The 24035-nt window shown below is 57.3% G+C and carries 22 protein-coding genes and 1 tRNA gene; 15 read left to right on the top strand and 8 right to left on the bottom strand.

What is annotated here, in order from left to right; all coding sequences use genetic code 11:
• Positions 1-8 precede the first annotated feature (8 nt).
• The 7 genes from fliE to NITLEN_RS10330 all read right to left on the bottom strand — a co-directional run bounded on the left by fliE (position 9) and on the right by NITLEN_RS10330 (position 7819).
• Positions 9-314 (bottom strand): flagellar hook-basal body complex protein FliE, encoded by a 306-nt coding sequence (gene fliE, locus NITLEN_RS10300; protein WP_121989531.1) that lies wholly within the window; start codon positions 312-314, stop codon positions 9-11.
• Positions 315-317: 3 nt separating this feature from the next.
• Entirely contained in the window at positions 318-767 is a 450-nt protein-coding gene (flgC, locus tag NITLEN_RS10305; RefSeq protein WP_121989532.1) for a flagellar basal body rod protein FlgC, read from the bottom strand.
• A gap of 20 nt (positions 768-787) precedes the next feature.
• Positions 788-1195 (bottom strand): flagellar basal body rod protein FlgB, encoded by a 408-nt coding sequence (gene flgB, locus NITLEN_RS10310; protein ID WP_181416781.1) that lies wholly within the window; start codon positions 1193-1195, stop codon positions 788-790.
• A gap of 142 nt (positions 1196-1337) precedes the next feature.
• The gene (locus NITLEN_RS10315; RefSeq protein WP_121989534.1) at positions 1338-2747 is read right to left on the bottom strand and encodes a sigma-54-dependent transcriptional regulator; all 1410 of its coding nucleotides are present in this window, start codon (positions 2745-2747) and stop codon (positions 1338-1340) included.
• On the bottom strand, positions 2740-4044 hold the full coding sequence (locus NITLEN_RS10320; protein WP_121989535.1) for a two-component system sensor histidine kinase NtrB: 1305 nt from the start codon (positions 4042-4044) through the stop codon (positions 2740-2742). Before NITLEN_RS10320 ends, NITLEN_RS10315 begins: the two co-directional genes overlap by 8 nt.
• Complete coding sequence (locus NITLEN_RS10325; protein ID WP_146216159.1) at positions 4041-6206, bottom strand: tetratricopeptide repeat protein; 2166 nt, start codon at positions 6204-6206, stop codon at positions 4041-4043. Before NITLEN_RS10325 ends, NITLEN_RS10320 begins: the two co-directional genes overlap by 4 nt.
• A gap of 161 nt (positions 6207-6367) precedes the next feature.
• Positions 6368-7819, bottom strand: a complete 1452-nt coding sequence (locus NITLEN_RS10330) for a sigma-54-dependent transcriptional regulator (RefSeq protein ID WP_245924429.1) — start codon at positions 7817-7819, stop codon at positions 6368-6370.
• A 730-nt stretch (positions 7820-8549) separates the two neighbouring features.
• Between NITLEN_RS10330 and NITLEN_RS10335 the strand changes: the two genes are divergently transcribed.
• The 15 genes from NITLEN_RS10335 to NITLEN_RS10410 all read left to right on the top strand — a co-directional run bounded on the left by NITLEN_RS10335 (position 8550) and on the right by NITLEN_RS10410 (position 22015).
• The gene (locus NITLEN_RS10335; protein ID WP_121989537.1) at positions 8550-8927 is read left to right on the top strand and encodes a hypothetical protein; all 378 of its coding nucleotides are present in this window, start codon (positions 8550-8552) and stop codon (positions 8925-8927) included.
• 738 nt (positions 8928-9665) lie between these two features.
• On the top strand, positions 9666-10268 hold the full coding sequence (locus NITLEN_RS10340) for a recombinase family protein (protein ID WP_121989538.1): 603 nt from the start codon (positions 9666-9668) through the stop codon (positions 10266-10268).
• Between the two features lie 1374 nt (positions 10269-11642).
• Positions 11643-12389 carry a hypothetical protein gene (locus tag NITLEN_RS10350; RefSeq protein WP_146216160.1) on the top strand — a complete coding sequence of 249 codons (747 nt, stop codon included), beginning with the start codon at positions 11643-11645 and terminating at the stop codon, positions 12387-12389.
• The gene (locus tag NITLEN_RS10355) at positions 12386-13219 is read left to right on the top strand and encodes a ParB/RepB/Spo0J family partition protein (protein ID WP_121989541.1); all 834 of its coding nucleotides are present in this window, start codon (positions 12386-12388) and stop codon (positions 13217-13219) included. The genes NITLEN_RS10350 and NITLEN_RS10355 overlap by 4 nt, the downstream gene beginning before the upstream one ends.
• A gap of 310 nt (positions 13220-13529) precedes the next feature.
• Positions 13530-13697 carry an excisionase family DNA-binding protein gene (locus NITLEN_RS18685; protein WP_342776543.1) on the top strand — a complete coding sequence of 56 codons (168 nt, stop codon included), beginning with the start codon at positions 13530-13532 and terminating at the stop codon, positions 13695-13697.
• A gap of 20 nt (positions 13698-13717) precedes the next feature.
• Positions 13718-14827 carry a tyrosine-type recombinase/integrase gene (locus NITLEN_RS10365; RefSeq protein WP_121989543.1) on the top strand — a complete coding sequence of 370 codons (1110 nt, stop codon included), beginning with the start codon at positions 13718-13720 and terminating at the stop codon, positions 14825-14827.
• 29 nt (positions 14828-14856) lie between these two features.
• A tRNA-Thr gene (locus NITLEN_RS10370) sits at positions 14857-14931 on the top strand.
• A gap of 422 nt (positions 14932-15353) precedes the next feature.
• On the top strand, positions 15354-16181 hold the full coding sequence (locus NITLEN_RS10375) for a sensor histidine kinase (RefSeq protein WP_181416782.1): 828 nt from the start codon (positions 15354-15356) through the stop codon (positions 16179-16181).
• On the top strand, positions 16178-16819 hold the full coding sequence (locus NITLEN_RS10380; protein ID WP_121989545.1) for a response regulator: 642 nt from the start codon (positions 16178-16180) through the stop codon (positions 16817-16819). Before NITLEN_RS10375 ends, NITLEN_RS10380 begins: the two co-directional genes overlap by 4 nt.
• Positions 16820-17173: 354 nt before the next feature.
• On the top strand, positions 17174-17818 hold the full coding sequence (locus tag NITLEN_RS10385) for a DNA-binding response regulator (protein ID WP_121989546.1): 645 nt from the start codon (positions 17174-17176) through the stop codon (positions 17816-17818).
• 223 nt (positions 17819-18041) lie between these two features.
• Positions 18042-18458, top strand: a complete 417-nt coding sequence (locus NITLEN_RS10390) for an FKBP-type peptidyl-prolyl cis-trans isomerase (RefSeq protein ID WP_121989547.1) — start codon at positions 18042-18044, stop codon at positions 18456-18458.
• Between the two features lie 198 nt (positions 18459-18656).
• A complete protein-coding gene (locus NITLEN_RS10395; RefSeq protein ID WP_121989548.1) occupies positions 18657-19106 on the top strand; it encodes a hypothetical protein in 450 nt (149 codons plus the stop codon).
• Between the two features lie 72 nt (positions 19107-19178).
• Positions 19179-19412 (top strand): hypothetical protein, encoded by a 234-nt coding sequence (locus tag NITLEN_RS10400; RefSeq protein ID WP_121989549.1) that lies wholly within the window; start codon positions 19179-19181, stop codon positions 19410-19412.
• Positions 19413-19465: 53 nt separating this feature from the next.
• The gene (locus NITLEN_RS10405) at positions 19466-20272 is read left to right on the top strand and encodes a peptidoglycan-binding domain-containing protein (RefSeq protein ID WP_181416783.1); all 807 of its coding nucleotides are present in this window, start codon (positions 19466-19468) and stop codon (positions 20270-20272) included.
• 87 nt (positions 20273-20359) lie between these two features.
• Positions 20360-22015: an alpha-glucosidase gene (locus NITLEN_RS10410; protein WP_121989551.1), complete on the top strand. Its 1656-nt coding sequence runs from the start codon at positions 20360-20362 to the stop codon at positions 22013-22015.
• A 9-nt stretch (positions 22016-22024) separates the two neighbouring features.
• Here the strand turns inward: NITLEN_RS10410 and glgB are convergent, their stop codons facing one another.
• On the bottom strand, positions 22025-23956 hold the full coding sequence (glgB, locus tag NITLEN_RS10415) for a 1,4-alpha-glucan branching protein GlgB (protein ID WP_245924430.1): 1932 nt from the start codon (positions 23954-23956) through the stop codon (positions 22025-22027).
• Between the last annotated feature and the right edge of the window lie 79 nt (positions 23957-24035).

The following is a 24035-nucleotide window of genomic DNA, read 5'->3' on the forward strand; positions in this document are numbered from 1 at the left end:
GGCCCCGGTCACACTTGCATCCGTTGAATTTCTTCGTACGCCGTCACGAGTTTGTTGCGAATCTGCATCATCAGCTGGAACGACGCATCGGCCTGCTGCAACGCCACCATCGTCGTATGGAGGTCTGACGATTGACCGGTCACCAGGGCATCGACGGCCTGATTGGCCTGGAGCTGCACGTCATTCGCTTTTCCGATGGCGTTTTTGAGCGAATCCAAGAACCCGCCGGATGCGGATGAGTCCGCCGGTCCGACCGGAGCAATCCTGTCCGCAATGGGGGGAAGAATCGGCGAGATGCCTTGAATGGGTGTCATGGTTTACCTCCCGATCTCCAGAGCCTTCGACCGCATCGTGCGCATCGCGTTAATCGCCTGGACGTTGGCTTCATAGGCCCGCGAAGCGCCGATCATATTGACCATCTCTTCCATCACATTGACATTCGGCAAACGGACAAACCCTTTGGGGTCGGCATCAGGATGATGTGGATCGTAGATCAACTGTCCCGGTTTCTGATCCTCGACGACGCGCGACACCGCCACGCCTTCCAGTGCGTGCGCCGTTGTGCCCATGGCCACCTGGCGAAAGGCTTTTTGGAATGCACTGGGCACCGGGGCGGAATGAAACACCACGTCCCGCCGCTTGTAAGGCCCGCCGCCGGGGGTACGCGTAGACTGGGCGTTGGCCAGGTTGCTGGCAATGACGTTCAGGCGGCGCCGTTGCGCATCCAACCCGGAAACCGAGACTGCCATCGCATCTGACATATCCATCGTCGTGTCTCCTTTCGCCGTCAACGGGCGTCGCGAATCGCACTGAGGAGCTGGCGGAACCGTTGAGCGGTAATGGTCGCCGCCGTGTTGTACTGTCCGGCATTGTCTGAAGACTTTGCCATTTCCAATTCCAGATTGACGGAGTTCGCATCCATGGGGAGATCGCCGGCGGGCACTTCCGCCAGTTTTCCCGTGACGGCCTGATATCCTTGCCCGCGCAATCCGATGTGTTGTCCTTGCGTCACTGCCATGGTGAGCGGAAAGCGACCCTTGTGCGCCGCGCGCAGTTGTTGGGCGAACTGCAGATCGGAGGCGCGATACCCCGGCGTTTCTTCATTGGCCAGGTTGGATGCAATCACCCGCTGTCTGGCGCTGGACAAATCGAGACTTCGATGTAGCAACTGCATGGTTTTATCGATCAGTTCCATGGCTACCTCCTTCGGTGTGAATCCCCATCTCATGTTCTATAGCAACGTCGATGCCTAAGAATGGCCCGCGCGTTGCCCGGTCTATTCGCTAGACCCGGCAACGCTTGCCGAGTCGTATCCTGCCTATGGGAAGATCTGTCACTTACGAGTGCTCCGACATCGTCAGCGGCAGTTCCGTCTCACGATACTCTCGCAGTTTGTTCCGCAAGGTCCGGATGCTGATTCCCAGTTCTTTCGCCGCATGGGTCCGGTTATCCTTCACTCGCGATAATGTCTTGAAAATCAGCTCCCGCTCCATTTCCCAGAGCGATCCGTTCACGGCGGCCGGCGTGGCGGCTGGTGCCGGGTTCGCGGGCGCCGCCTGGTCTTGACGGGCGTCGGGAAGGTGCATCGGAAGAATGGTCCCCTGTCCGGCGAGCAAGACGGCACGCTCCATCACATTTTCAAGTTCCCGGACGTTCCCTTTCCACGCCAGTGTCTGGAGATGCGCCACGGCCGCTTCGGACAAGGCCGGTTGAGCGACGCCATTTCTGACGGCGGAGGCGCCAGTAAAATGGCGTGCCAGCAAGGCGATATCGGCCGGCCGTTCTCTCAGCGGCGGGACGGTAATGGGAAACACATTGAGCCGGTAATACAAGTCTTCCCGGAAGCGCCCCTGTTCCACTTCGCGATAGAGGGTACGGTTTGTGGTCGCGATCACCCGAATGTTGACGGCCACCGGATCGCGGCCGCCGATACGATCGACTTCCCGTTCCTGCAAGACTCGCAAGAGCTTGGCCTGCAAGCTCAAGTTCATTTCGCTGATTTCATCCAAAAGAATGGTGCCGGTGTGCGCCATTTCAAACTTGCCGATCTTCTTCATCATCGCCCCGGTAAACGCGCCGCGCTCATGTCCGAACAGCTCGCTTTCCAGCAAACCATCCGGCAAGGCGGCGCAATTCACGGCGATGAACGGCCGGTGGGCGCGCGGACTGCGTGTATGGATGAACCGGGCCAGTAATTCCTTTCCGGTGCCGCTCTCGCCATTGATCAAGACGGTCGCTTGACTGGCTGCCACGCCCTCAACGGTGCTGAGCAACCGGATCATGCCGGGGTCTTGCGTCAGAATCGCACGGCCTTCAACGGCAGTCGAAGTGCCCGGAGAGTCGAGATCGCGCCCTTCTTTGAGATTGGCGATGACCCGTTCCAGCAAATCCATGGAGAACGGCTTGAGTAAATAGTCGCTCGCCCCGAACTTCATCGCATCCACCGCGGTCTCCACGGTCCCATAGGCCGTCATCAGGACAATCACGGTCTGAGGGGCGCGCGCCTTGATGTCCTTGATGAGGTCCAACCCGGTCATGCGCGGCATCTTCAGATCCGTAATGACCAGCCAGGGACGGAAGCGCGTCACCCGCTCTAACGCATCGGCCCCGTCGATGGCGCCTTGCACCTCATAGCCCAGTCGACGCACGGATTCCATGAGCGCCGTGCGCATCGATGGTTCATCGTCCACGATAAGAATCCGCTCGGAGTGTTCACCGCCTTCTATGCTTGTTTCACGATCATTCATGGGTAGACTCCTCCATCAACTCGCTAAGGGCGATCGTTTTTGAATCGGACAGCGGTCTCTCCCCCTGGCCGTTCCATTCATGCGGTTCCCCGTCTCGCAGAGACGGTTCCGTCGGGTACGGCAGCAGGATGGTAAAGGTCGTGCCGTCACCGAGCCGGCTCTCGACATCGATCCGGCCATGATGCGCATCGATAATCGCATGGACGATCGCCAGCCCTAATCCGGTTCCCTCATCCTTCGTCGTAAAAAACGGATCGAAGATCCTGGACCGATGGGCCGGATCGATGCCGGGGCCATTGTCGGCGATGGTCATGCAGATGGCGCGCCCGCCGAGGGCCTGCTCGTCCGCTTGCACGAGCTTGAGCGTCAGAATGCCTCCGGCGGGCATGGCTTGAATGGCGTTCAGGATCAGGTTCAACACCACTTGCTTGAACTGCCCTTGGTTGCACCAGATCGCCGGAATCCGGGGATCGAGATCAAGCCGGATATCCACGGGGGTTTTGGTAATGGCGTGGGCTGCGAGGGTCAAGGCATCCAACACCAGCGTTTCGACAGGCTGCCACCCGCGTGCCGACCGCTCCGGTTGCGTATAGATCAATAAATTCGACAGCAAACGATCGAGGCCATGGACTGCCTGCGAAATCTGTTCGGCGTAGGCCAGGCTTGCAGGCTGCTCGTGCAGGTCGCGCCGCAGCATGGAGGCGAACAGTTCGATGCTGCCCAGCGGGTTGCGAATCTCATGGGCGATGCGTCCCACCATTTCACCCATCGCCACGAAGCGATGCTGGCGCTGCAGGCGTTCTTCCAATTGACACATCTTCGTCACATCGTGAATGAGGATCAGCTGGCCGGAAGACTGTCCCGGTGAGGCCTCCAATGAGCGTTGGGCGATGGTCAGTACATGAGACTCGTGCCGTTGAGGCTGTTCGCTCACGGTGAGCTGAAGCTCGGCCATGAGCGTGGCAGCGGATTGTCCCCTGAGCGTATCGGCGGGGCGGCTCAACAACCGGCTCGCGGCCGCATTCACTCGGGTGATATGACCGTCGAGATCCAGCACCAAGACTCCGGTCGTGAGGGAGTCCAAAATGCCATTCAGGTGTGCCCGCATCGCTTCATTTTCCTGAAGCTGCTGTCGCAAGGCAGCATTACTTTGCGAGAGCTCCACATCCATCTGTTCAATGCGGTCCGTCAGCGTGGAATAGGACTGCTGCAGCGTATGGGCCGCCTGATCAAACGTGTGAAAGGCCTCCTGAAGCAGATCGCGTTCAGCGGGATGCAATGCGGTCGATGTGGTCATAGTCCCTCCTGCGGCAATTGCCGTTCTTGTTTGATGCTTTCATGGATTGAGCTTGAAAACCGGGTTACCAGCGCGTCATCTGTCTGTCCGAGCTCGGCGAGCGCGACCGTGGCGCGATCGGGTTGTTTTAACGCCTGCCAGCCACGGACAATCTGAAGCCGAGCCCATTGGAGCTGAGACTGATTGGGCTTTTTCTCGATGACGCTGTGGTATACGTCGATGGCCTCTTGATACCGTTTCATCTGTGCCAGCAGATCGGCATAGGCGAGCAGCGCGTCGATGGTCTTCGGCGCCCCTGCTTTAAAGGCCTCTTCTGTCGCAATCACGGCTTCCTCATGCTTGTTGAGGCGCAGAAACACCGTGGCCATCTGTTGATACATCCAGGGACGATCCGCATGTTGGGGATGATGGAGCATCCAGGCTCGGCAGAAATGCAGGAGGCCGGCCAGATCGCCCTCATCCGCCATCGTCTGCACCAGAAGATGGAGCGCTTCCTGCTCGCCCTGGCCGGTGGGATACTCCAAGCGATAGCGCTCCAGCACCTTTCTAGCTGCCGCCGTGTCGTGTTGCGAGAGATAAACCTTCGCCAGGCCTAGGAGTGCCTGTTCCGTCACCAGAGGGCGTTTGGTTCCTTTGGTCATCAGCTGATAAAGGCGGCCGGCTTCGGTCGTAAAGCCCAGGCGGTCGTGAGCATCGGCAATTTCGAGCAGGAGTGGAGAAGATAAATAATGCCGTTCAGCAGCGGGCCCATGCCGATGAAAGAGGGTCGTCAGCGTCAAATCGTCGTGTGAGCGAACGGCGGCTTCCATCCAGGGACGCAAGATCGTGGCGAGGCGCTCGCCGGCTTTGGCCGGCCAGGGATCGTCAGGCCCTCCGCTGGACCGATCGGCGACCTGTTTATAGGCGATCAACGCCGGTGCAATTTCCTCCGCTTGCTCCAGATGCGCAGCCACTTGAAAGAGCGCTTCGCTCCCGATGGCATCGTGGTCATGTTGCGCAGCCACCGCACGCATGTACTTGAGATACTCCTCCACACTCTGATTCGGAGGAGGCGTGTCATACATCAGCCTCGCCGCACTTTGGCTTGCCGACGGGGTTCCGTCCGCGGGAGTCTGTTTCACTCGCAGGGTGGCCAGGCGCACCGCCGCCAACGCTGCCGGCGGGGTCTCTACGTAGTGCGCCGCAATAAATCCATAAAAGAATTCCGCGCTGGGCAGGTATTGTGAGGACTGAAGGCTATCTGCCAGCCGCAAGAGCATGGCCGGCGCATCCTGGTGTGCGGGATACAGATTGTAAAATTGCAAGAGCAAGCCCCGGCCGATCACCTCATGGTGCAGTTCCAGTTGAATCGACGCATAGCGTCCGAGAGCCAGGGGGTTCATTCGCAGGGACTTTGGCCAGCGTCGATACGCCAGGTCATACATCGCCGACGCATCTTGAGTGCGCCGTTGATGAAAGAGGGACGAGGCCAGGCCCATGGTGGCGTGCAGCAGAATAAGATCGTGACTGCTCCGTTTTCTCAAATCTTCGAACGTCAGCTCCGCATCCCTCCATTTATCCAGGGCCAACGCGGTATAGCCGAGGCCTAACAAGGCTCGCTCCCCGTCCGGCGACTGTGCATTGTGCGACAGCGCCCGCTCATACAGCGATTGGGCTTCCTGATGCCACCCTTGCGAGAGATACACATCGGCCATGCGCCATTCCGCACGTTTTGCGTTCAGTGATTGCGGATAATCCCGCAGCAGCGTCTTGTATCGATCGAGCGCGTCCAGCCGGTTGCCGTTCGCCGTATCTTCCTTCAGCGAGGTTTCTGCGAGAAATGCCATGGCCGTGGGCGTCAGCGCGCTTTCCGGCTGTTGCGACACGACTTTTTCAAATAGCCTGCGGGCCTGACTCCACTCCCCCCTGCCATACGCGTTCAGGCCTTCCTGCAAGGCCAAGGCATCCATGCCTTGCGATTGTCCTTCGAGCCTCGGTCCGTCATCCGGCAAGTTGGTTAAGACAAGTTCGGCCGAGTCAGAGGCGTGAGCCGACGTGGAGGGCGTAGCCGTCGTCGAACCGGCATGCACGAGGGTAAGGTCTCCGGACGCCAGTGGGCGCAGGCAAAACCATGCGAGGAGCAAGAGGGTCAGTTGTGTCCAAGATCGGTGTGATGAGTACACGGCAAGGCTACTTCAGCAAAGACCGTGCCTTTAGCCGCGAGGGTAGACTTCGTTGAATATCGGGGCGGATGGAGCGGATTCTGTCGATGGGGTGGATCGGACGTCAAATCGTCCGACAGGGAGAGGTGCAGGCCGTCAATGATTTGACGACAGCGGACGCGCTAATTCGGAAAGGCATCGACGCGGGGTTTGGCGTCGATCCCTCGGCGTTTCAACTTCTCAACGAGTGTGGTGCGATTGACGTGGAGCAGCTGCGCCGCGCGTGCGGTGACGCCGTTGGCTTTGCGCATGGCTTCTCCGATCAACTGATTCTCGTAGTGCTCCACTTCATTGGACAGATGAATTCCGTCTTCGGTAAATCGGATGAACTGGTCCTTCATCTCTGGCTGACTGGCGGCTTTCTTGTGCAGCTTTTCGGGCAAGTCGGCAACGGTCAAGAGCCCCTGTTTCTTGAGCACGACCAGGCGCTCGATCATGTTTTCCAACTCGCGAATATTCCCGGGCCAGTGAAAAGCCGTCAACAACTCTAAGGCCTCAGGAGCAAGTCCCGAAATAGCGGTTTGCTTCATATGATTGAAGCGCTTCAGGAAATGTTCAATCAGCAATGGAATATCGCTTTGCCGGTCGCGCAACGGCGGCGTCACAATCGGAATGACGTTGAGGCGATAAAAGAGGTCTTGCCGGAAGCGTTTCTCCTCAACCATCTTTTCGAGGTCCTGGTTGGTGGCGGCGACAATTCGCACATCGACCTGGATCGTCCGGCTCCCTCCGACCCGCTCAAAGGATCGCTCTTGTATCACTCTCAACAGCTTGACCTGCAGGGAGAGACTCATCTCGCCGACTTCGTCGAGAAAGATCGTTCCGCCGTTGGCAAGTTCGAATCGGCCCATGCGTGTTTGGGCCGCGCCGGTGAAGGCGCCCTTTTCATGCCCAAACAGCTCTGATTCCAGCAACGTTTCAGGAATGGCTCCACAATTGACGGGCACCATGGGGCGATCTTTACGGGAACTATTGAAGTGGAGCATGCGCGCCACCAGTTCTTTTCCCGTTCCACTTTCCCCCTGAATCAACACGGTGCTGTCGCTGTCGGCGACTTTTTGCACAAAGTCCAGGACTTGCCGCATCGGTTCGCTGATCCCGATCAATTGTTCCAGGCGATACTGTTCGCGGACGGCTTTCCGAAGAAGATGGTTTTCCTGGCGGAGGCGTTGAAACTCGATGGCCTTTTTCACGACGACTACCACGGTATCGGGGTCGAAAGGCTTCGTCACAAAATCGAAGGCGCCCGCTTTCATGGCCTGAACCGCACACTCCACGGTTCCAAATCCGGTCATGACGATAGAAATGACCTTCGAGTCGATCCTCGTCACTCGTTCAATGACTTCGAGACCGTTAATATCCGGCAGCTGGAAGTCTGTCACCAGAATCTGAACGGGACGTTCTTTGACGACTTGGATGCCCGTGGTGGCATCGGCGGCAACTGAAACGGTATAGCCCTCTGCAGACAATGTTTCCTGCAGGACGTCGCGCACCGCTTGGTCGTCGTCAATGACTAAAATATGAGGAGCAGTCATCAGATATTTATTCCGCAGCACGGGTAGAAGTTGGCGCATAGAATAAAGATCCTGTGGCATCAATGCAAGCCTAACAAAGCATCACAGGCTGATTCGCCAATCGCAGGTTTCTCGACCAATTCCTTGACAGAATATTTGGGGAGTTGCTAGGGTGCGCGTAGTGGCGAGCCCTGCTGTGCGGCAGGGTATTTCCATGTGGCTGGCGTAGCTCAATGGCAGAGCAGCGGTTTTGTAAGCCTTTCTGATTCATCTACACAACCCCATGTCGGTACAGCGGAACACCTCTCTCACAGAGGGATTGCGCTGTTTTGACTACTCAGTTTTGTTCAGGTGAGCTGGGGCGAATTTAGGTGGTTTTTGGTGTGGAGAGGACATGCCGCGAACACGTAGGGTTTATATGTAGAAAGCGCTGTATGTTCTGTCAGCTCAGCGATGGGATCTAGGCCACATGGAATTAATGCCACGTTGTCAAGATGTAGATACAAACCAGGAAAACCGCTCAGCAGATCCCTATTGCGATCCAAACCCGTAAGTCTATCCCTTGCCGTTTCTGTTGTTGAGGAAGTAGAGGACGGCCATCGAAGTGGGCCTTTGCTGCTTGAATTATGGCTTTGAGTTGTTCTTTGTCGTCCATCTAGATAGTCCCGTAGGGATGTCCGTTTCTCAGACGGTGCAGTATGCTGGGAGCCAGGTCTCCCTGTCCATACCAACAAACTCAAGCGCAACCATGCTTAGGCAGAGTGCCACCTAACGAAGGAGAGCCGGTAGCATGAGACCAGCGGTAGCCCTCACGTTAATGTTACTGCTCCTGTTAGAAGGATGCACAAGCGTCGGCAGCTACGCCACATCCTTAGGTATCGAGGATGCTGCACAAATCAAAGGCGCTGAGGCAGATTACCTAGCAGCGCTAGCTGGGTTTTCGCGGGCTGGGGTGCTCACACCTGAGGAAGCGGAACTCGAATATCATTCCGAGCGGATGCGACTTAATGAAGGAACGTGGAGCAAGGCGCGTCTGGAGGGCTATCGGCAAGCTGTCCTTCGCGGGCAACCACGCGTGCATACCTACAAACAACAATGTTTCTGGGTAGATGCTAGGAAAGACGTTCGGTGTAAGGGGCAATTATTGATTTCCGGCATTGGCAAGTGAACCCGCTGACATGGCTGCTTGAACGAAACGACAGCGCCTAGCTTTGAGAAGAGGAAATAATTCTGAGATAAAAATGTGAGAGCGCATATACAAGGGCATTTTCAATGTAGCTTCCCCATGCCGGGTCGTCTTTCTTAGTGGGCCGGTCGGCACTGTGCTGGAGGTCGCACGGCAGTAGGCCGATTGCAGACCGACACGAGCAGGCGTAGAGTTCACCCACACCACACGAGGCACACCATGAGACGCCTTCTCTTCTACTCCTTCCTTCTCTATCTCATTCCAGCAATCCAGACGCTCCCAGCACACGCTGAACTGGACTTATGGGGGCAGCCCTCACAGCTTGGGCCATCCATCCGGGATCAACCGTCTTCCGTTCCTCAGCAGTTCAGGCCGAACGGAAACGCAGGCTATCTGGGGAGCGACCTGCCGCCCAGCGACTACCAACCCGACGAAGCACTAAGACACCGATACGGAAGCGAGACTGACAGGACTGCCCCAAGCGCACCCCTCGACAACGGACAATACTCCAGCAGACCTAACCCGTACTGCACTAATGCCGAGTTGTGTGGTGGTTCGACTCAGTAGCCTCTATTTACTTAACCCCTTAAAACCACCTGAGAAACTTCCTGTGTTTCCGTGCCGGGAAACGGTCTAGTTTATCTATTTACAATACACTTGATTAGTAAATAGCCTCTCTGATACTCTCCCGACCACCACACTTCACCAGGAGGGCACACTATGAAGCGGGTTGCGCTCTACGCCAGAGTCAGCACAGACGGGCAAACCACAGAGAACCAGCTCAGGGAACTCAGAGAGACCGCCAAGCGCCACGGCTGGGAGATTACCGGGGAGTTCATTGACCGGGGCATTAGTGGGGCAAAGGGCAAGGAGGGACGGCCACAGTTTAATGCCCTGCACACTGCGATAGCACGTAAAGAATGCGACCTGGTAGCCGCCTGGAGTGTGGACCGCCTTGGGAGGAGTCTCAAAGACCTGGTGGACTTCCTTGGGCAGGTGCATGCGAAGGGCATCGGCCTCTATCTCCATCAGCAGGGCCTCGATACTACCACTCCGGCAGGAAAGGCGTTGTTCGGCATGATGGGCGTCTTTGCGGAGTTTGAACGGGCGATGATCCAAGAGAGGGTTAAGGCAGGATTGTCGAGAGCGAAGGCCAACGGGACACGCCTTGGAAGGCCTCCTCTCGCTGCTTCTGCCGATGGTTTGAAGGTGCAGCGGAGGGTACTGGATCTCCGGAAGAGTGGGCTGGGGATGTGCGCTATTGCGGAGAAGGTCGGCATCAGCTCGCGCACTGTCATGAAGATTGTTGCAGCGACAGCCTAGACACGTAGAAGTGGCAATACTTCCATGTATGGTAAATACCCGTAGGTGGATGATTAGAATTGTTGCAGGTAACCTGTGAGGAGCGTACAAGGCTCTCTATGCGGTCGGTTCTTCAACAACTAACTCGGAGGTTGCTATGCTAGTTCGCTTGGGACGCCGGTTTGAATTTCAAGTCAATGGGTGCGGCCTATACCTTAAGGCTCCCATTCTCGGTGAAGTCTGGATCGGGAGTGATGGGCAGCGGTACTGGGATAAGTAACCCGCTGTAGTCCTCGCAGTTCTCTTCCCCTGCCTCTCTCTTCGTTTGCTCCCTTCTCAATAGCCTGTCAGCATTGATAGGCTCCCTCCGGCCAGACCCATCCACTAGTGGGAACAGCCTCCTTAAGCCTCGGAAGTTCATACCTGTCTGCCTTACCCTGGACTTACAGAGAACCCACCGCTGTGGATTAGGTAGCACTTTAGGGTGTCTGGTCAAGGCCAAGACAAGCGCCCCCTCTCATGGCGGCTTAACAGATTGTTTTAGTTCAGTGTTTCTGTGAATTAAGCCATTAGGTGCCCCTTACAGAGGAATGAAGCGGGGAATTACCCGTGACTTATGAAGAACAAGCCGCCCATTAACCCCGACTTACAAGAAGAACCGCCATTAAGGCGGACTTACGACTAACCAGCCCCTCCCCTCATCCTTCGTTTCATCGCTTGCGTCTCAGCCCCCTGTCTATTATTCGCACGGACCACACCTACCACCCAAAGGAGAACCACCCCTATGCACGATCCCTTAAACAACCCGGTGACACAGCCGCAACACAACGGGCGATGTGTCCTTCACGTTCGCCATGCAACCGCTGTGCGGAGGCTTCGGACGGATGGCGAATCGGAGGCCGCCTTGATGTGGTTGAAGTCTGCACTTGCAGGCGAGGCACCAGCCGACAGGCCAAGTATTTCCCTTCTCCTACGTCGCGCTCTCAAACGCTATAGAGGTCATGTCTCTACCCTCCTCGGAACACCTCAGGGCCTCGAATATGAACGCCTCCTCGTAAGGCAAGGCAGTCGCCTGCCCACACTCCGCAGACCCACCAAATGCCAAGCGGTGGAAGTTACCCAGTCCTAGCCTAACTGCCCTCCCGGTAATCCTCTTTCTCTGACCTCTCAGCCCGCAATTCAGTAAGGCACCCAGACACCCCTTCCGCTCTTCCTCTATTTGCCCTAAGACGCACGCACACCCTCTAACCCATGCCAGGAGTCGAACCACACCACAATGACCACGCAGAAGCCCCGCCCCAAAATTCACCCTGATAGAAAACAACAGTTTACACAGTCAGCTCAACACCTCTTCCGCGTGTCTCGGACTGGTACGACGTGGTGTACCTGCGGACGATGGACCTTATGGGAGGCTTCGAAGGAATCAGCCAGGAGGTCGCACAACTATCACTTGGAGAATCTCACCCGATGCCGATAGTAAGTCAGGCAGTGGCCCAAGCGGCCCTGGAGGAGTGCCTACGGAATTGCGCAGAAGGCGAACGAGTTTTCAAAGAGAAGCAGGCCACCACGACAGGCCGAGACCCCTCTCAGCCCTGGCACCCGCTCTTCAATCCAAACCCCGAAGAACTTCTAGAAGCCCATATCAGGCACAAGGAGGGGTTAGAACAGAAACCCTTTGGGGAATTATGGGGTGCTGTGCTGGCTGGGGTGGAGAGTGGGGAGTATCGGTCAGGGAAAGATATCGCTGACAAACTCGGCAAGCCGTACTCCTGGGTCTTGAGGTTGTTGCAAGTTGCCGTGAAACAGCGACGGTTCACCAGGGAGCAGCTCCGGGCCTACTTTAGGAAACAGCGCATCCAGCACGCCGGGGTCACAGCTCAACGTAGTATCCGAAAACCCAACCGAGTGACCCGCGACACATTCGCAGAGGTTTTCATGGCGAAAGACCCCGCGCTGACGTTTGACCTTGTGGTGCGGTTGCTCCGGGTTGGTTGTTGGAAATGCGTTGGGGACTTCACTACACACTTTGCTCAGTCGAAGAAGTGGGTGCAGGCTTTCAGGCGGCTGCTAATCCGGGAACTGGTGATGAGTGCACAAGAGTGGAAGGCGTGTTGGAGCGTGGGAAGAAGGAGTAGGCGGTGAAGCCCAACACTTGGCTTGCCCAATTCAATGCCCTCAAAGGACGCGGCGTTGATACCCTTACCGTCAGTGAGCGGGGACTTCGCCGTCTTCCGATTGAGGAGGTTCGCACGCTTGAGGCTGTCTTTCAGCCAAGGCAGCTTGAGGATGCAGCAGCAAGCGGGAGGCACCTAGGGGAATTGCTCCGGGTGCTCCGCGATCATGCCGCCCTCGACCCTATCGCCGTGATGAAGATTGGTGGAGACTGGTACTGCATAGATGGCCATTACAGACTAGAAGCCTATAGGCAAGAGCGGGAGGCTGGAAGCAGGCGTAGCCACCTCCCCGTCAAAGTATTCAGTGGAACTCTAGAGGAGGCGCTTCGGGCCAGCATCGAAGTGAATGCTCCAGATAAATTGAACCTGACCAAAGAGGACAAGTTAGAAGCTGCATGGCGGCTGGTGGTGTTGGGGCAAGACTCCGTGGCACAGATCAGCCACACCTCAACCATTGCCGAGAGAACCGTTCAGCGCATGCGGCGAGGGTTGGAGCAGGCGCGGACGCTGCACCCCTCTCAGCCGTTTGAGACCTGGACATGGGCCAAGGTCAAGGACCTGCTCCGGGGCGAACTGAAGGAAGTGCAGACCGCATGGCAGGATGCAAAGGCGGGGGAATGGGCCAAGCAGCTAGCACGGACCTTCAAGGGGCTTCCTTCTGAACACCCGCGTGTATTCGCTAAAGCACTCCTGCGGTACAACGCGGAAACTGCGAAAGCGATTGCAGAAGAGATCCACCAAGCAACACAACAGGGGAAATTACGGGCTGTCGTGTTTGAGGAAGCGCCGGATTTCTAGGCTGGTTGTTGGGGGCGACACACTTGAGGGGGTGCCAAGTCACCCCTACCCCACCCGCTATGGGTCATGCATAAGCGTGCGAAAGAAGAAGGCCTTCGGGCTACTTCACGCCTTAGAACGAGCGTGACAGCTTGTCACGTTCATTTCCGGTCAAGAAAACCCTTCAGGACCAGCCGGAAGTCGAGTTCGTCCAGGATCATTCCGTAAACACACAACACATTTTTGAGCGGTCTATCTCTGAGGGGAACCCTCTTGGAGGGAGACCGCTCTTTCATTTCATAGGAGACTCATGAGCAGCACATTTTTGACAATGAATGAGGCGGCAGAGTATCTAGGCGTATCAAAATTGACTCTATATGGGTGGGTCTCCGCACGAAAGCTGACCTTCATAAAGGTTGGGCGTCTTGTGAAATTCAAGCAAGATCAACTAGACAAGTGGATTGACCTACACACTGTCAAGGCACGAGTAGCCGTATAGCTGGTGGGAGGGCCGAGAAAATGGGGCTGACCAAGAGACCTGATAGCTACTATGTGGAGTTCCGGGTGATTGACAGTGCAGACGGAAAGTCTTTGGTGTTGGCGAGTGGTGTACAGGGAGCAAGAAAGAAACGCTGGAAGGTGGGGTGTCTGAATAAGACCGTTGCCAGGGAAATGGAAGCAGCGATTAAGACGCGCATTCTTCTAGGCCAGGAACAGACCGAACAGGCGAAACCTGTTCTATTCAAAGAATGGGCAAAAACATACCTCGACATGGAGTCTGTCAAAACATTACGCAGCTATCAGGATCGCGTAGAGATCATGGGCAAGCAATTGATCCCGTTCTTTGGTGGGAAAATTCTTGGCGAGATCAAGCCCGCCGATGTTGAGACCTATCGAGGGCAACGGAAGAAGCGAAATGGGAGTATGGCCAGCACACAGACAATCAACAATGATCATATCGTTTTGAAGCATGCCCTCAATGTGGCCGTTCGGCGAGATCTCCTAGTCAGCAATCCAGCGGCCAGAGTGCCAATGCCCGACCCACAAAATGCACGTGATCGGGTGTTGAGTGAGGAGGAATGGGGCAAGTTGTATCAGGCAGCAAAACCCCACCTACAACCAGTGCTCCTTCTCGCCTACCAACTCGGGCAGCGGCTGAGCGAAATCGTTAACCTCACCTGGGACCGCGTAGACTTGAAGCGCGGGTTTGTCACGCTCCGAAGCCAAGACACTAAGACAAAAAAGCCCCGGCAAGTTCCAATTACTCCAGATGTACGAGGGACGTTACAGCAGCTTGCTAAGTTGCGGAGTTTGGCTACTCGCCATGTCTTCTTGTATCAGGGAGAACCGCTGAAGGACTTCAGAACGGCATTCCGCACAGCACTTAAGGACGCCGGTGTAATCGGCTTCAAGTTCCATGACTTGAGGCACTGCGCTGCAACCAATCTAAGGCGTGCTGGGGTGGATACTACCACGGCTATGCAGATCGTTGGGCATACCTCCCCGCAGATGTGGAAGCGCTACAATCACATACGGGAGGAAGACTTGTCCCAGGCAGCAACCAAGCTCGGAAAGTATCTCCAGCAGACCACGCCCAGAACACTTGACGGGCAAGCGGAGAGCAGGTAGAAAGATAACTCCGCAGAATAATTAGATGGGCTGGCGTAGCTCAATGGCAGAGCAGCGGTTTTGTAAACCGCAGGTTGGAGGTTCAATTCCTCTCGCCAGCTCCATATTTCAATCACTTACCATCTCTATTTCAATCTACCCCCTGCTGAGCATTCGCTGTCGATTCACGGGCTCTAGTCCGCGCGGATGAATCTTCGTCTCATTGCCCTTCGAGGGGCAGCCGACGCGTGAGTGCGTCGGCTCCGTTCTGCCATACCGTCTTATCTCCCATGTCCGCCAGAGTGGCAGCGTAACAGGGTAAGCACCTAATTGCTCACCGCCTTGATGGCACAATCTCTGCCCGCGCAAAAGTCCGTCGACGTACACGCTATTTCTCTAGTGAGCTTGGCATGGTTATCCACTCGTTGCCTCGGCTAGATCCGAAATCAGACCTTCATCTCCTAGCCTCTTGCGATGAGATCTTGGCACGGTGCCACATTAGCGATTGCGTAAGCCCTTCATGGGCAGTACGTTAAAGAAAGACTTCATGGCTGGTTACATTCGGAGCGACTCGCGCAGCGAGTGGAAAGAAGGTGCCGTCACGACTCAGAAACACACCACGCAAGCGCGCGGACCGATAATCGATGCGGTTACGCTCGACTCACGCTCGGTCGATCCGGGGCACGATCAGAACCGACTTGACCGCAGCCGCGAAGAACTGCGCATGCTGACCGGTAAACTGCTCACGGTTCAGGATGAAGAACGCCGCAGAATCTCGCGTGATTTGCATGACGACGTGAATCAGCGCTTAGGCGCCATCGGGCTTCAATTGGACTCGTTGTGCCGGCATCTGCCGGCCTCTTCGACGCTCATTCGCCGCAGAATCGGCGCGATCCGCCGCCACGTCAGCCGGCTCTCGGACGATGTCCGCCAGCTGGCCTACCGGTTCCACGAAACGACCGTCGAAGACCTCGGTCTGGCGGTGGCACTCCAGCGATACCTTCATGACTTCGTCAAACGCACGGGCATCAAAGCCAAATTTATCAAACCGCATTCTGCCATGCCGATCCCGCCGCAGTTGGCTACCTGCCTGTATCGAATTGCCCAGGAGAGCTTGGGAAATGTCGGCCTGCATGCCCAGGCATCCCAAGTGACCATTCAACTGGCCCTGCTCCCTGACGCAGTCTCGTTAACGATTCGCGATAACGGAGTCGGCATGAATCCCGACGATGTTCAAAGCCGCACGGGAGGATTGGGCATCCTGAGCATGCAGGAACGCGCCCGCCTCCTCAATGGATCGGTGGAGTGGCATTCGACCACGGGAGCGGGTACGGACGTTGTCGCGCACCTGCCGTACCCGGTTGAGGCGCCATGACAAAGCCAAGAATTCTGCTCGCCGATGACCACACCATGTTCGTGGAGGCGTTGCACAAAGTGTTAGAGCCGGAATTTGATCTAGTGGGGTCGGTCGGAGATGGACGCGCCCTGCTCGAGGCCGCTCCTCGTTTGAAACCGGACGTCATTCTGCTCGATCTGTCGATGCCCTTGCTGAACGGAATCGATGCGGCGCAGCAACTCCGTCAGAGCCTGCCCTCCGTGAAAGTGGTGTTCCTCAGCATGCACGGGGATCCCACGTATGTCACAGAAGCCTTTCGCGCCGGCGCGTCCGGGTATGTGCTCAAACGCGCGAGCGCGACCGAGCTGATTCAGGCGATCCGCATCGCGCTGCGCGGCCATCTCTACATGTCGCCCCTGCTGGCCAAGGGCGTCTTAGATCCCTTGCTGCATCATCGCCCGTCGCCATCGAGCGCACAAGCGACCCTTACGCTCCGGCAACGCGAGGTCCTGCAGCTTGTGGCCGAAGGCCGGTCTCTCAAGGAAATCGCCTCCATTCTGTGCGTGTCTGCCAAAACCGTTGAGTTTCACAAGACGCGCATCAGCAAGCAACTTGGCCTACACACGACCGCCGATCTCACGAAGTACGCCGTCACGCACGGATTAGTCTCGCCCTAGCCATACCGGTCTACCGTTCAGATTTGTGAGGTGAGTCCTGCTACCCGCATGCGCATGAGCGCACGGTCATTCTAGGACAGCGTGCCGCCAAAACCGGGGATTCTCCGAGTTCCCTGTCGCATCGTTCCCCTTTACGGTGGGCCTCTACAGGAAGGGGCCCTACGGCGCATGGCAATTGTTGTCGCGATGACGATGTTGATCGCGTGGATCGTCTTCCGGCGATATGGAAGCAAGGGAGACTGACGCGCATTCCGCAGACACTTCAGACTTGCGAACAGAATGCTCCGGGACCGTACCACAGACGATTCACGGCACCGAAACAATCACACACGAAGGGAAGGATCGCGGTAAAGCATGGCGGATGCTCCCATACTACGGCAGCGAGTACTGTTCGCGGGACCCCCGTCCGAGATTGAGGCAGAGAGTCAGCGTCTGCTCTGCGGCCGCTATGAGATCGAGCGGTGCCCCGCAGACGAATTGTCGCTTCTTGCCAGAGTGGAGTTCCTTCGTCCGGATGTCGTGATCGTCGATCTCCAGCACCTCAGCAGCCTCAAGACGATCGGCCGCATCTTAGAACGCGCTCGATCGTGCCAGGTCCTGGCGTTGACCGGTATGCCACAGTTATCGATAAGAGCAGCCGTGTTCGCGGCGGGCGGGACCGGGGTGATTGTCCGGTCCGAGCCCGCAACGGAGATCACAGGATGGATCGATGCAGTGCTATCAGGCCGTCCCTCTACTCGCTGCCTCCCGCCCGATGCCGAAACAAGTGCGAGAGAGAATCCGATCAGGCCAGCGCCACGCTTGACCGACTCGGACCGGCTTGTGCTCAGCCTGGTCGCACGATCCTATCCGGCCCATCGCATAGCCAGAGTGTTGGGGTTGTCGACCGGGGCAGTGCGATTGTCTCTGGCCTATCTGAAACGCCAGTTCAGAGTCTGCACACGACAGGAACTCAAGCAGCATGCCGGGAACCAGAGGTTGATTCCCGATATTCCGTAACGGCGATTGCGCGGCGCGCCGGTGCGCGCCTTTGCCTTTTCGATCGACCAGACTGGTTGTCAAATCGGCATACATCGAATCGCTTTCCGCCCCCCAGGGATGAAGCCAGAACCAACTAGGAGTTTTCCGAGTTCTCCGACGCCGGTCCGATGAGGCAGACTCGTAACTATCGTCTCCCGGCGCGAGTGTTTGTTCAGCCTGACATGAATAGGGAGGGGCGAGCGTGAAGCGGCCTGACAGCGTTCACCATCCGGCACCTGACGGTGTCATTCGCCTCGTCCACTGGGGAGATACGGTACGCATCCATGTTCTTGTTTGGCTGAAAGATGGAACACTGCTCGGCTCATCGAGCCTGGGTGGACCGCTGACCTTCACGACGGGAGAACAGGCGGTCATGCAAGGAATAGAAGAATTGGTGATCGGCATGGCAGTCGGAGAATCGAAAACGGAAATGATGGCGACGGATCGCGCGTTTGGTCCGAGCAGTAGCGATTCAATCTCCCACGCCCCCGATCGGCATCCGCGCCTTCGGTTGGCCGGACAGACACTCATTCTTCAACTCGAACTTCTGGACATCCTTGATCCCGTGCCGCAGTCCGTCACAAAACCATCACCCTGGCCTGGAGCGTTGCGCACGTGATGATACTGCTGGCAATCGGCTTACTGATCGTCGTGCTGGCTGGTTGGATTCTATTCATTCTGAGAAACGGCCGGCGACTCTCGGCTCGGGCCAGAAAGAATAAACCGTTACGGCGGCTATCTATCCGTATGTAATTGGCTGAGCCCTTGCCGCTACCGCGCCTGCGTCGGAGCCGGCCACCTGGAGTGGAGGAATCGTATGATGATGGCAACCGTATTACGCCACTACCGACCGGCCTTGGTGATACCGCTCATGGTCATCGGGTTCTGGTTGATTTCATACAAAGGCTGCGTGCCCGATCAGGATCTGAAACCGACGCCGGCTCTGGCGATTGCGGCGACCCCGCTTGTGGCCGAGGCCCTTTCGGTTGAAGGTTTAGGCGACCTGAACTACTTGGGCGATCTGAGCTACTTGACGGGGCCCAAGGCGCTGCCCCCGTCCGGGAACGCAGCCCAATCGTTACTCCGTGCAGCCAAGCTTCTGAAACAAGCCGCTCCCTTGATCGATAAGAATGAACATATGGCCGTGCAGTTCATTCGAGAAGCCATCGCGATTCTTAAACGCGACGTAATTCTTGCGCTGAACGCGCCCGAGTCCGACAAAATATCAGGGGCGACGGATGAGCACGACAGGGCACGGCCGCTTTAATTCAATGCCGGCAGCACCTCATCTATCAAAGATGAGACAGAATCCTGAACGGACCAAGGAAGGAACACGCCGATGAAAACAACCATGGAACGGACCGTCGAAAACAACCTGCTCGACGATATCCGAAAAGAGTACGGCCACAATATCTCCCACATTCCCTGCGCCTTTTGTGGAGAACCGGCCAATCTTCACGATGCCGACGTGATCGTTGAAATGCATGGGCCGCACGCGGCGCCCGATCACAGCAAGGACATCTGGCATCGGTCCTGTTTTGAGGATTTCCTCGACCAGGGTGAAGAAACCTGATGGCGCGGCGCAGGATGGGTCTCGCATCACACGTGGAAGGCGGGAGGATGACGATGACAGTGACACGGAAGATGGCCCTATTCCCCCTCATGAGCCTGTTGGGGGTTGGAATGTTGAATCTCAGCGGGTGCGACTATTGGCCGCCGGCCCTTCAGAGCGAGATCGCAATCCTCCGCGCCGAGCTCAATGACGCGCTGGATGACCAGCATCGGCTGAATCAGGAGCTCGAAGAGATGAAGGCGACACAGGCCTCCCTGCAACGCCTGGTTGACGACAAGACGCGGGACAATCATGCACTGACTGATCGAATCGCCGCGTTGTCCAGACCGGCTCCTCCTGCCAAGCCAGCCGCAACCGCCATCCCCGTCGCGCCGGCGGCGACACCCTCAGCTATTTCAAAAGGCGCCTTCGCCTCCCTCCGGGTTGAAGCCCCGGCTCGGCGAGGAGCGCAGATCGTTCACCTTCAGCGGCTCCTGCACCGCCATCGCGTTCCGATCCGCATCGACGGCCTGTACGGACAGGACACGGCAGCGGCCGTCCGGTGGTTTCAACGAACTCACGGTCTACGGCCTGATGGCATTGTCGGGCCCGCGACCTACCAGGCGCTTCATCGCCCGGAGAAAACCGTTCAGACTGCCCAGCTCGCCAGGCAGCTCTGGCTCCAACGTCCCCCAGTGGCAGGGCAAGACGTCCTGAAGATCCAACGCGCGTTGCGGAAGGCTGGATACCGCGTGACCCTCGACGGCCACTTTGGACCGGAAACAGACATTGCGGTCATGCGTTTCCAGCGAAAGCATGGCATCGCGCCGGACGGGATGGTCGGGCCGCAAACCTGGAATGCGCTGATGCAGAGGCGATGACGGCGGCCAGTGAAGCGATTGTCTTTTCCTCGAATCTGTCTATACTGACCCCAGCGAGTACGACCCCACCCTATTCAGGCTGCTCTTATGACCACTCGACTCCCCTGGTGGCAATCCGCCGTGGTGTATCAAATCTATCCATGGAGTTTTCAGGACTCCAACGGCGACGGGATCGGCGATATTCCCGGCATCATTTCCCGGCTCGACTATCTGAATGACGGCACGGCGGACTCGCTCGGTATCGACGCGATCTGGCTCTCGCCGATCTATCCGTCCCCGATGGTCGATTTCGGCTACGATGTGGCTGACTTTTGCACGGTCGACAGCCGGTTCGGGACGCTCAGCGACTTTGACCGCCTGGTGAAGGAATGCCACAGGCGCGGGATCCGGCTGATTATGGATCTGGTGCTGAACCACACATCCGATCAGCATCCGTGGTTTCAAGACAGCCGTTCTTCTCGAAGCTCGGCCAAACGAGACTGGTATTATTGGGCCGACGGCAAAGGATTCGGGCGGCGGCCCAATAACTGGAATGCGCGATTCGGCGGTTCATCGTGGACCTGGGATGCTCACAGTGGACAGTATTATCTGCATTCGTTTCTAAAAGAGCAGCCGGATTTGAACTGGCACAATCCCGCCGTACGAACCGCCATGTGGGACGTCGTAAAGTTTTGGCTCGACCGCGGGGTGGATGGATTTCGCTTGGACGCCATCAATTGGCTCGGCAAGGACAAGCGCTGGCCGAATAATCCGTTCAAGCTCGGTCTCCGAGGCTATACCAGACAAGAGCACCGGTATGACCGGGATCAACCTCTTGGGCACCAAGCCTTGAAGGAATTGCGCGCGCTCCTGTCCGGCACTCCCGATGTTGTCTTGATCGGGGAAGCCTCGGCCGATACCCCGGGTGGGCCGTCCGCGTTTTACGGCAATGGGTATGATGAGCTGCACATGCTGTTCGATTTTCGCCTCTTGAAGTCGCCCTGGCAGGCCGAACGGTTTGCCCCGCTTCTCGAAGCCGGCGACCGGGTAATTCCTCGCGGCGGTTGGCCGACCGTGGTGTTCAGCAATCACGATCAGCCCCGGCATATCGATCGCTATGGAGCCAACGGCGACGCGGAGCGGCGCGCGCGAGCCGCGGCTGTGTTGCTCTTTACCTTGCGCGGGACCCCGTTCATCTACTATGGGGAGGAACTCGGGATGCGCAACACCCCGTTGCGATACCGCGATCTTCGGGATCCCTATACCAAACGATATTGGCCGTTTCGCATCGGGCGTGATCCGGCGCGCACACCGATGCAATGGGATGGATCCGAGCAGGCGGGATTTTCAACCGGGCGTCCCTGGCTGCCGGTGTCCCCGCACTATCGGGAGTTGAACGCGGCGAGGGAAGGAGCCGATCCCGCCTCGTTGCTGAATCTCTATCGACGGCTTATCCGGCTCCGGAAAACCTTTCCGGCACTCAGCGAGGGAACGTATCGGCCGATTGGGACGGTGCCGGCCGGCTGTCTCGTGTTCATCCGGGAAGACGCGTCTCCTGCAAAACGCGACAGCGACATGTTGGTGGCGGTCAACTTTTCTTCCGAGAGCCGCACCGTGACAGTGCCGGACGTCACAAGCCCCGGCGTGATACGGCTCTCGACGTGGAGTGGGACGGATTCAGCCACGCCATGGATTGCAGCGCGGTTCCATTTGGAACCGGACGAGGCCATCATCGTCTCGCTGGGGAACCAGACCGCAGCGTGACGGTGCGCGCTATTCCGGGCTCTTGAAAAATAGGATGGCCAGCGGCGGCAACGTCAGCGTAAGCGAGTGCGACCGCCCATGCAGGGGCACCGGCATCGCTTCGACTCCACCGATATTGCCCCAGCCGCTTCCGCCATACAGCGTCGCGTCGCTGTTCAAGACTTCCTTCCAGAATCCGCCGCACGGGGCACCGATCCGATAGTTGGTCCGGGGCACCGGCGTGAAATTGCACGCCACGAGCATCTGACTGCCGGCAGACTTCCCTTTCCGCAGCATGCTGATGACGCTGGATTCCGCGTCGGTACAATCGATCCATTCAAATCCCGCCGGATCCAAGTCCCGTTCATGCAGCGCCGGCTCGTCGCGATACAGCCGGTTGAGGTCCGCCACCCAGCGCTGCAGGCCCTTATGCGCGGGCTGGTCCAGCAGATGCCACTCCACGCTGCGATCGTGAGCCCACTCGCTGCGTTGGCCGATTTCCCCTCCCATGAAGATCAGCTTTTTCGCCGCCTGCGCATACATGTAGCCGAACAAGAGACGAAGGTTGGCGAACTTCTGCCAATCATCGCCGGGCATCTTCCCGAGCAAAGAGCCTTTCCCATACACCACTTCGTCATGCGACAGCGGCAAGACAAAGTTTTCGTGAAAGGCGTACAGCATCCGGAAGGTCAACTTGTCGTGATGATACCGTCGGAAAAATGGATCCAGGCTCATGTAGGCAAGCGTGTCGTGCATCCAGCCCATGTCCCATTTGAGGCCGAACCCGAGGCCGCCAAGATACGTCGGCCGTGAGACCATGGGCCAGGACGTCGATTCTTCGGCCGTGGTTTGCACATCCGGATACTGCGCATAGATTTCTTCGTTCAACCGCCGCAAAAAACCAATGGCTTCGAGGTTTTCCTTTCCTCCGTACTGATTCGGCACCCATTCCCCTTCTTTGCGCGAATAATCCAGATACAGCGTGGAGGCTACCGCGTCCACGCGAATTCCGTCGATATGGTACTTATCCATCCAGAAGAGCGCGCTGCTGATCAGAAAGCTGCGTACTTCATTCCGGCCGAAATTGAAAATGTAGGTCTGCCAATCGGGATGGTACCCTTGCCGCGGATCGGCATGTTCAAAGAGGTGGGTCCCGTCGAAATAGCTCAACCCATGCGCGTCGGTCGGAAAATGCGACGGCACCCAATCCAAAATAACGCCGATGCCATGCCCGTGCAATTCGTCGATCAAGAACATCAAATCCTGCGGCGTGCCGTAGCAGCCAGAAGAGGCAAAATAGCCTGTCGTTTGATAGCCCCAGGATCCGAAAAACGGATGGTCCATGATCGGCAGAAACTCGACGTGGGTAAAGTTCATCTCCCGCAGGTATCCCGGCAGCACCGCTGCCAGCTCTCGATAGCTCAAGGAGCGATCGCCTTCGTCTGGCACCCGTTTCCAGGATCCGATATGCATTTCATAGACCGACTGCGGCGCATCCAGCGCATTGTGGGCGCGCCGGGTCTTCATCCACTCGGCGTCCCGCCACGCGTATTCGCAATCCCACACGATCGAGGCCGTCTTCGGAGGAATCTCATTGAAGATGGCAAAGGGATCCGTCTTCTCAACCTGATAGTCGTTGAAGCGCGAGCGAATATGGAATTTATAGAGGTCTCCTTTCCCGACGCCCGGCAGAAAGCCTTCCCAGATTCCCGAATGCTCGCGCATATGCAGCGGATGCGCGCCCGGCTTCCAATCATTGAATACCCCAATGACCGAGACCTCCGCCGCATCCGGCGCCCAGACTCCAAACGTCGTTCCGCTCACACCGCCCCGCTTGACCGGATGGGCGCCTAACTTGTCATACAGATGGAAATGCGTGCCTTCGTTGAACAGGTAGAGATCATCCTGGCTCAACAGACTCGTTTCGTTCACCGTGTGTGTCATATCGTGCGTCTTCGCCATAGTGTCACCTCTTGACGGATGTTACAGCCACTACCCTGCGCGCGCGTATCGAGACACGTGTGTTCACAGCATCCACGTC

Origin of the sequence: Nitrospira lenta, from assembly GCF_900403705.1 — a bacterium.
Classification (GTDB): Bacteria; Nitrospirota; Nitrospiria; order Nitrospirales; family Nitrospiraceae; genus Nitrospira_D; species Nitrospira_D lenta.

Excerpts from the sequence above, each read along its gene's own strand:
- NITLEN_RS10340 (WP_121989538.1), top strand. The coding sequence starts at position 9,666 with ATGAAGCGGGTTGCGCTCTACGCCAGAGTCAGCACAGACGGGCAAACC.
- NITLEN_RS10330 (WP_245924429.1), bottom strand. The coding sequence starts at position 7,819 with ATGCGCCAACTTCTACCCGTGCTGCGGAATAAATATCTGATGACTGCT.
- NITLEN_RS10350 (WP_146216160.1), top strand. The coding sequence starts at position 11,643 with ATGGACCTTATGGGAGGCTTCGAAGGAATCAGCCAGGAGGTCGCACAA.
- flgC (WP_121989532.1), bottom strand. The coding sequence starts at position 767 with ATGGATATGTCAGATGCGATGGCAGTCTCGGTTTCCGGGTTGGATGCG.
- flgB (WP_181416781.1), bottom strand. The coding sequence starts at position 1,195 with ATGGAACTGATCGATAAAACCATGCAGTTGCTACATCGAAGTCTCGAT.
- NITLEN_RS10400 (WP_121989549.1), top strand. The coding sequence starts at position 19,179 with ATGAAAACAACCATGGAACGGACCGTCGAAAACAACCTGCTCGACGAT.
- NITLEN_RS10405 (WP_181416783.1), top strand. The coding sequence starts at position 19,466 with ATGACAGTGACACGGAAGATGGCCCTATTCCCCCTCATGAGCCTGTTG.
- NITLEN_RS10395 (WP_121989548.1), top strand. The coding sequence starts at position 18,657 with ATGATGATGGCAACCGTATTACGCCACTACCGACCGGCCTTGGTGATA.
- NITLEN_RS10385 (WP_121989546.1), top strand. The coding sequence starts at position 17,174 with ATGGCGGATGCTCCCATACTACGGCAGCGAGTACTGTTCGCGGGACCC.
- NITLEN_RS10365 (WP_121989543.1), top strand. The coding sequence starts at position 13,718 with ATGGGGCTGACCAAGAGACCTGATAGCTACTATGTGGAGTTCCGGGTG.
- NITLEN_RS10375 (WP_181416782.1), top strand. The coding sequence starts at position 15,354 with ATGGCTGGTTACATTCGGAGCGACTCGCGCAGCGAGTGGAAAGAAGGT.
- NITLEN_RS10335 (WP_121989537.1), top strand. The coding sequence starts at position 8,550 with ATGAGACCAGCGGTAGCCCTCACGTTAATGTTACTGCTCCTGTTAGAA.
- fliE (WP_121989531.1), bottom strand. The coding sequence starts at position 314 with ATGACACCCATTCAAGGCATCTCGCCGATTCTTCCCCCCATTGCGGAC.
- NITLEN_RS10320 (WP_121989535.1), bottom strand. The coding sequence starts at position 4,044 with ATGACCACATCGACCGCATTGCATCCCGCTGAACGCGATCTGCTTCAG.
- NITLEN_RS18685 (WP_342776543.1), top strand. The coding sequence starts at position 13,530 with ATGAATGAGGCGGCAGAGTATCTAGGCGTATCAAAATTGACTCTATAT.
- NITLEN_RS10380 (WP_121989545.1), top strand. The coding sequence starts at position 16,178 with ATGACAAAGCCAAGAATTCTGCTCGCCGATGACCACACCATGTTCGTG.
- NITLEN_RS10410 (WP_121989551.1), top strand. The coding sequence starts at position 20,360 with ATGACCACTCGACTCCCCTGGTGGCAATCCGCCGTGGTGTATCAAATC.
- NITLEN_RS10315 (WP_121989534.1), bottom strand. The coding sequence starts at position 2,747 with ATGAATGATCGTGAAACAAGCATAGAAGGCGGTGAACACTCCGAGCGG.
- glgB (WP_245924430.1), bottom strand. The coding sequence starts at position 23,956 with ATGGCGAAGACGCACGATATGACACACACGGTGAACGAAACGAGTCTG.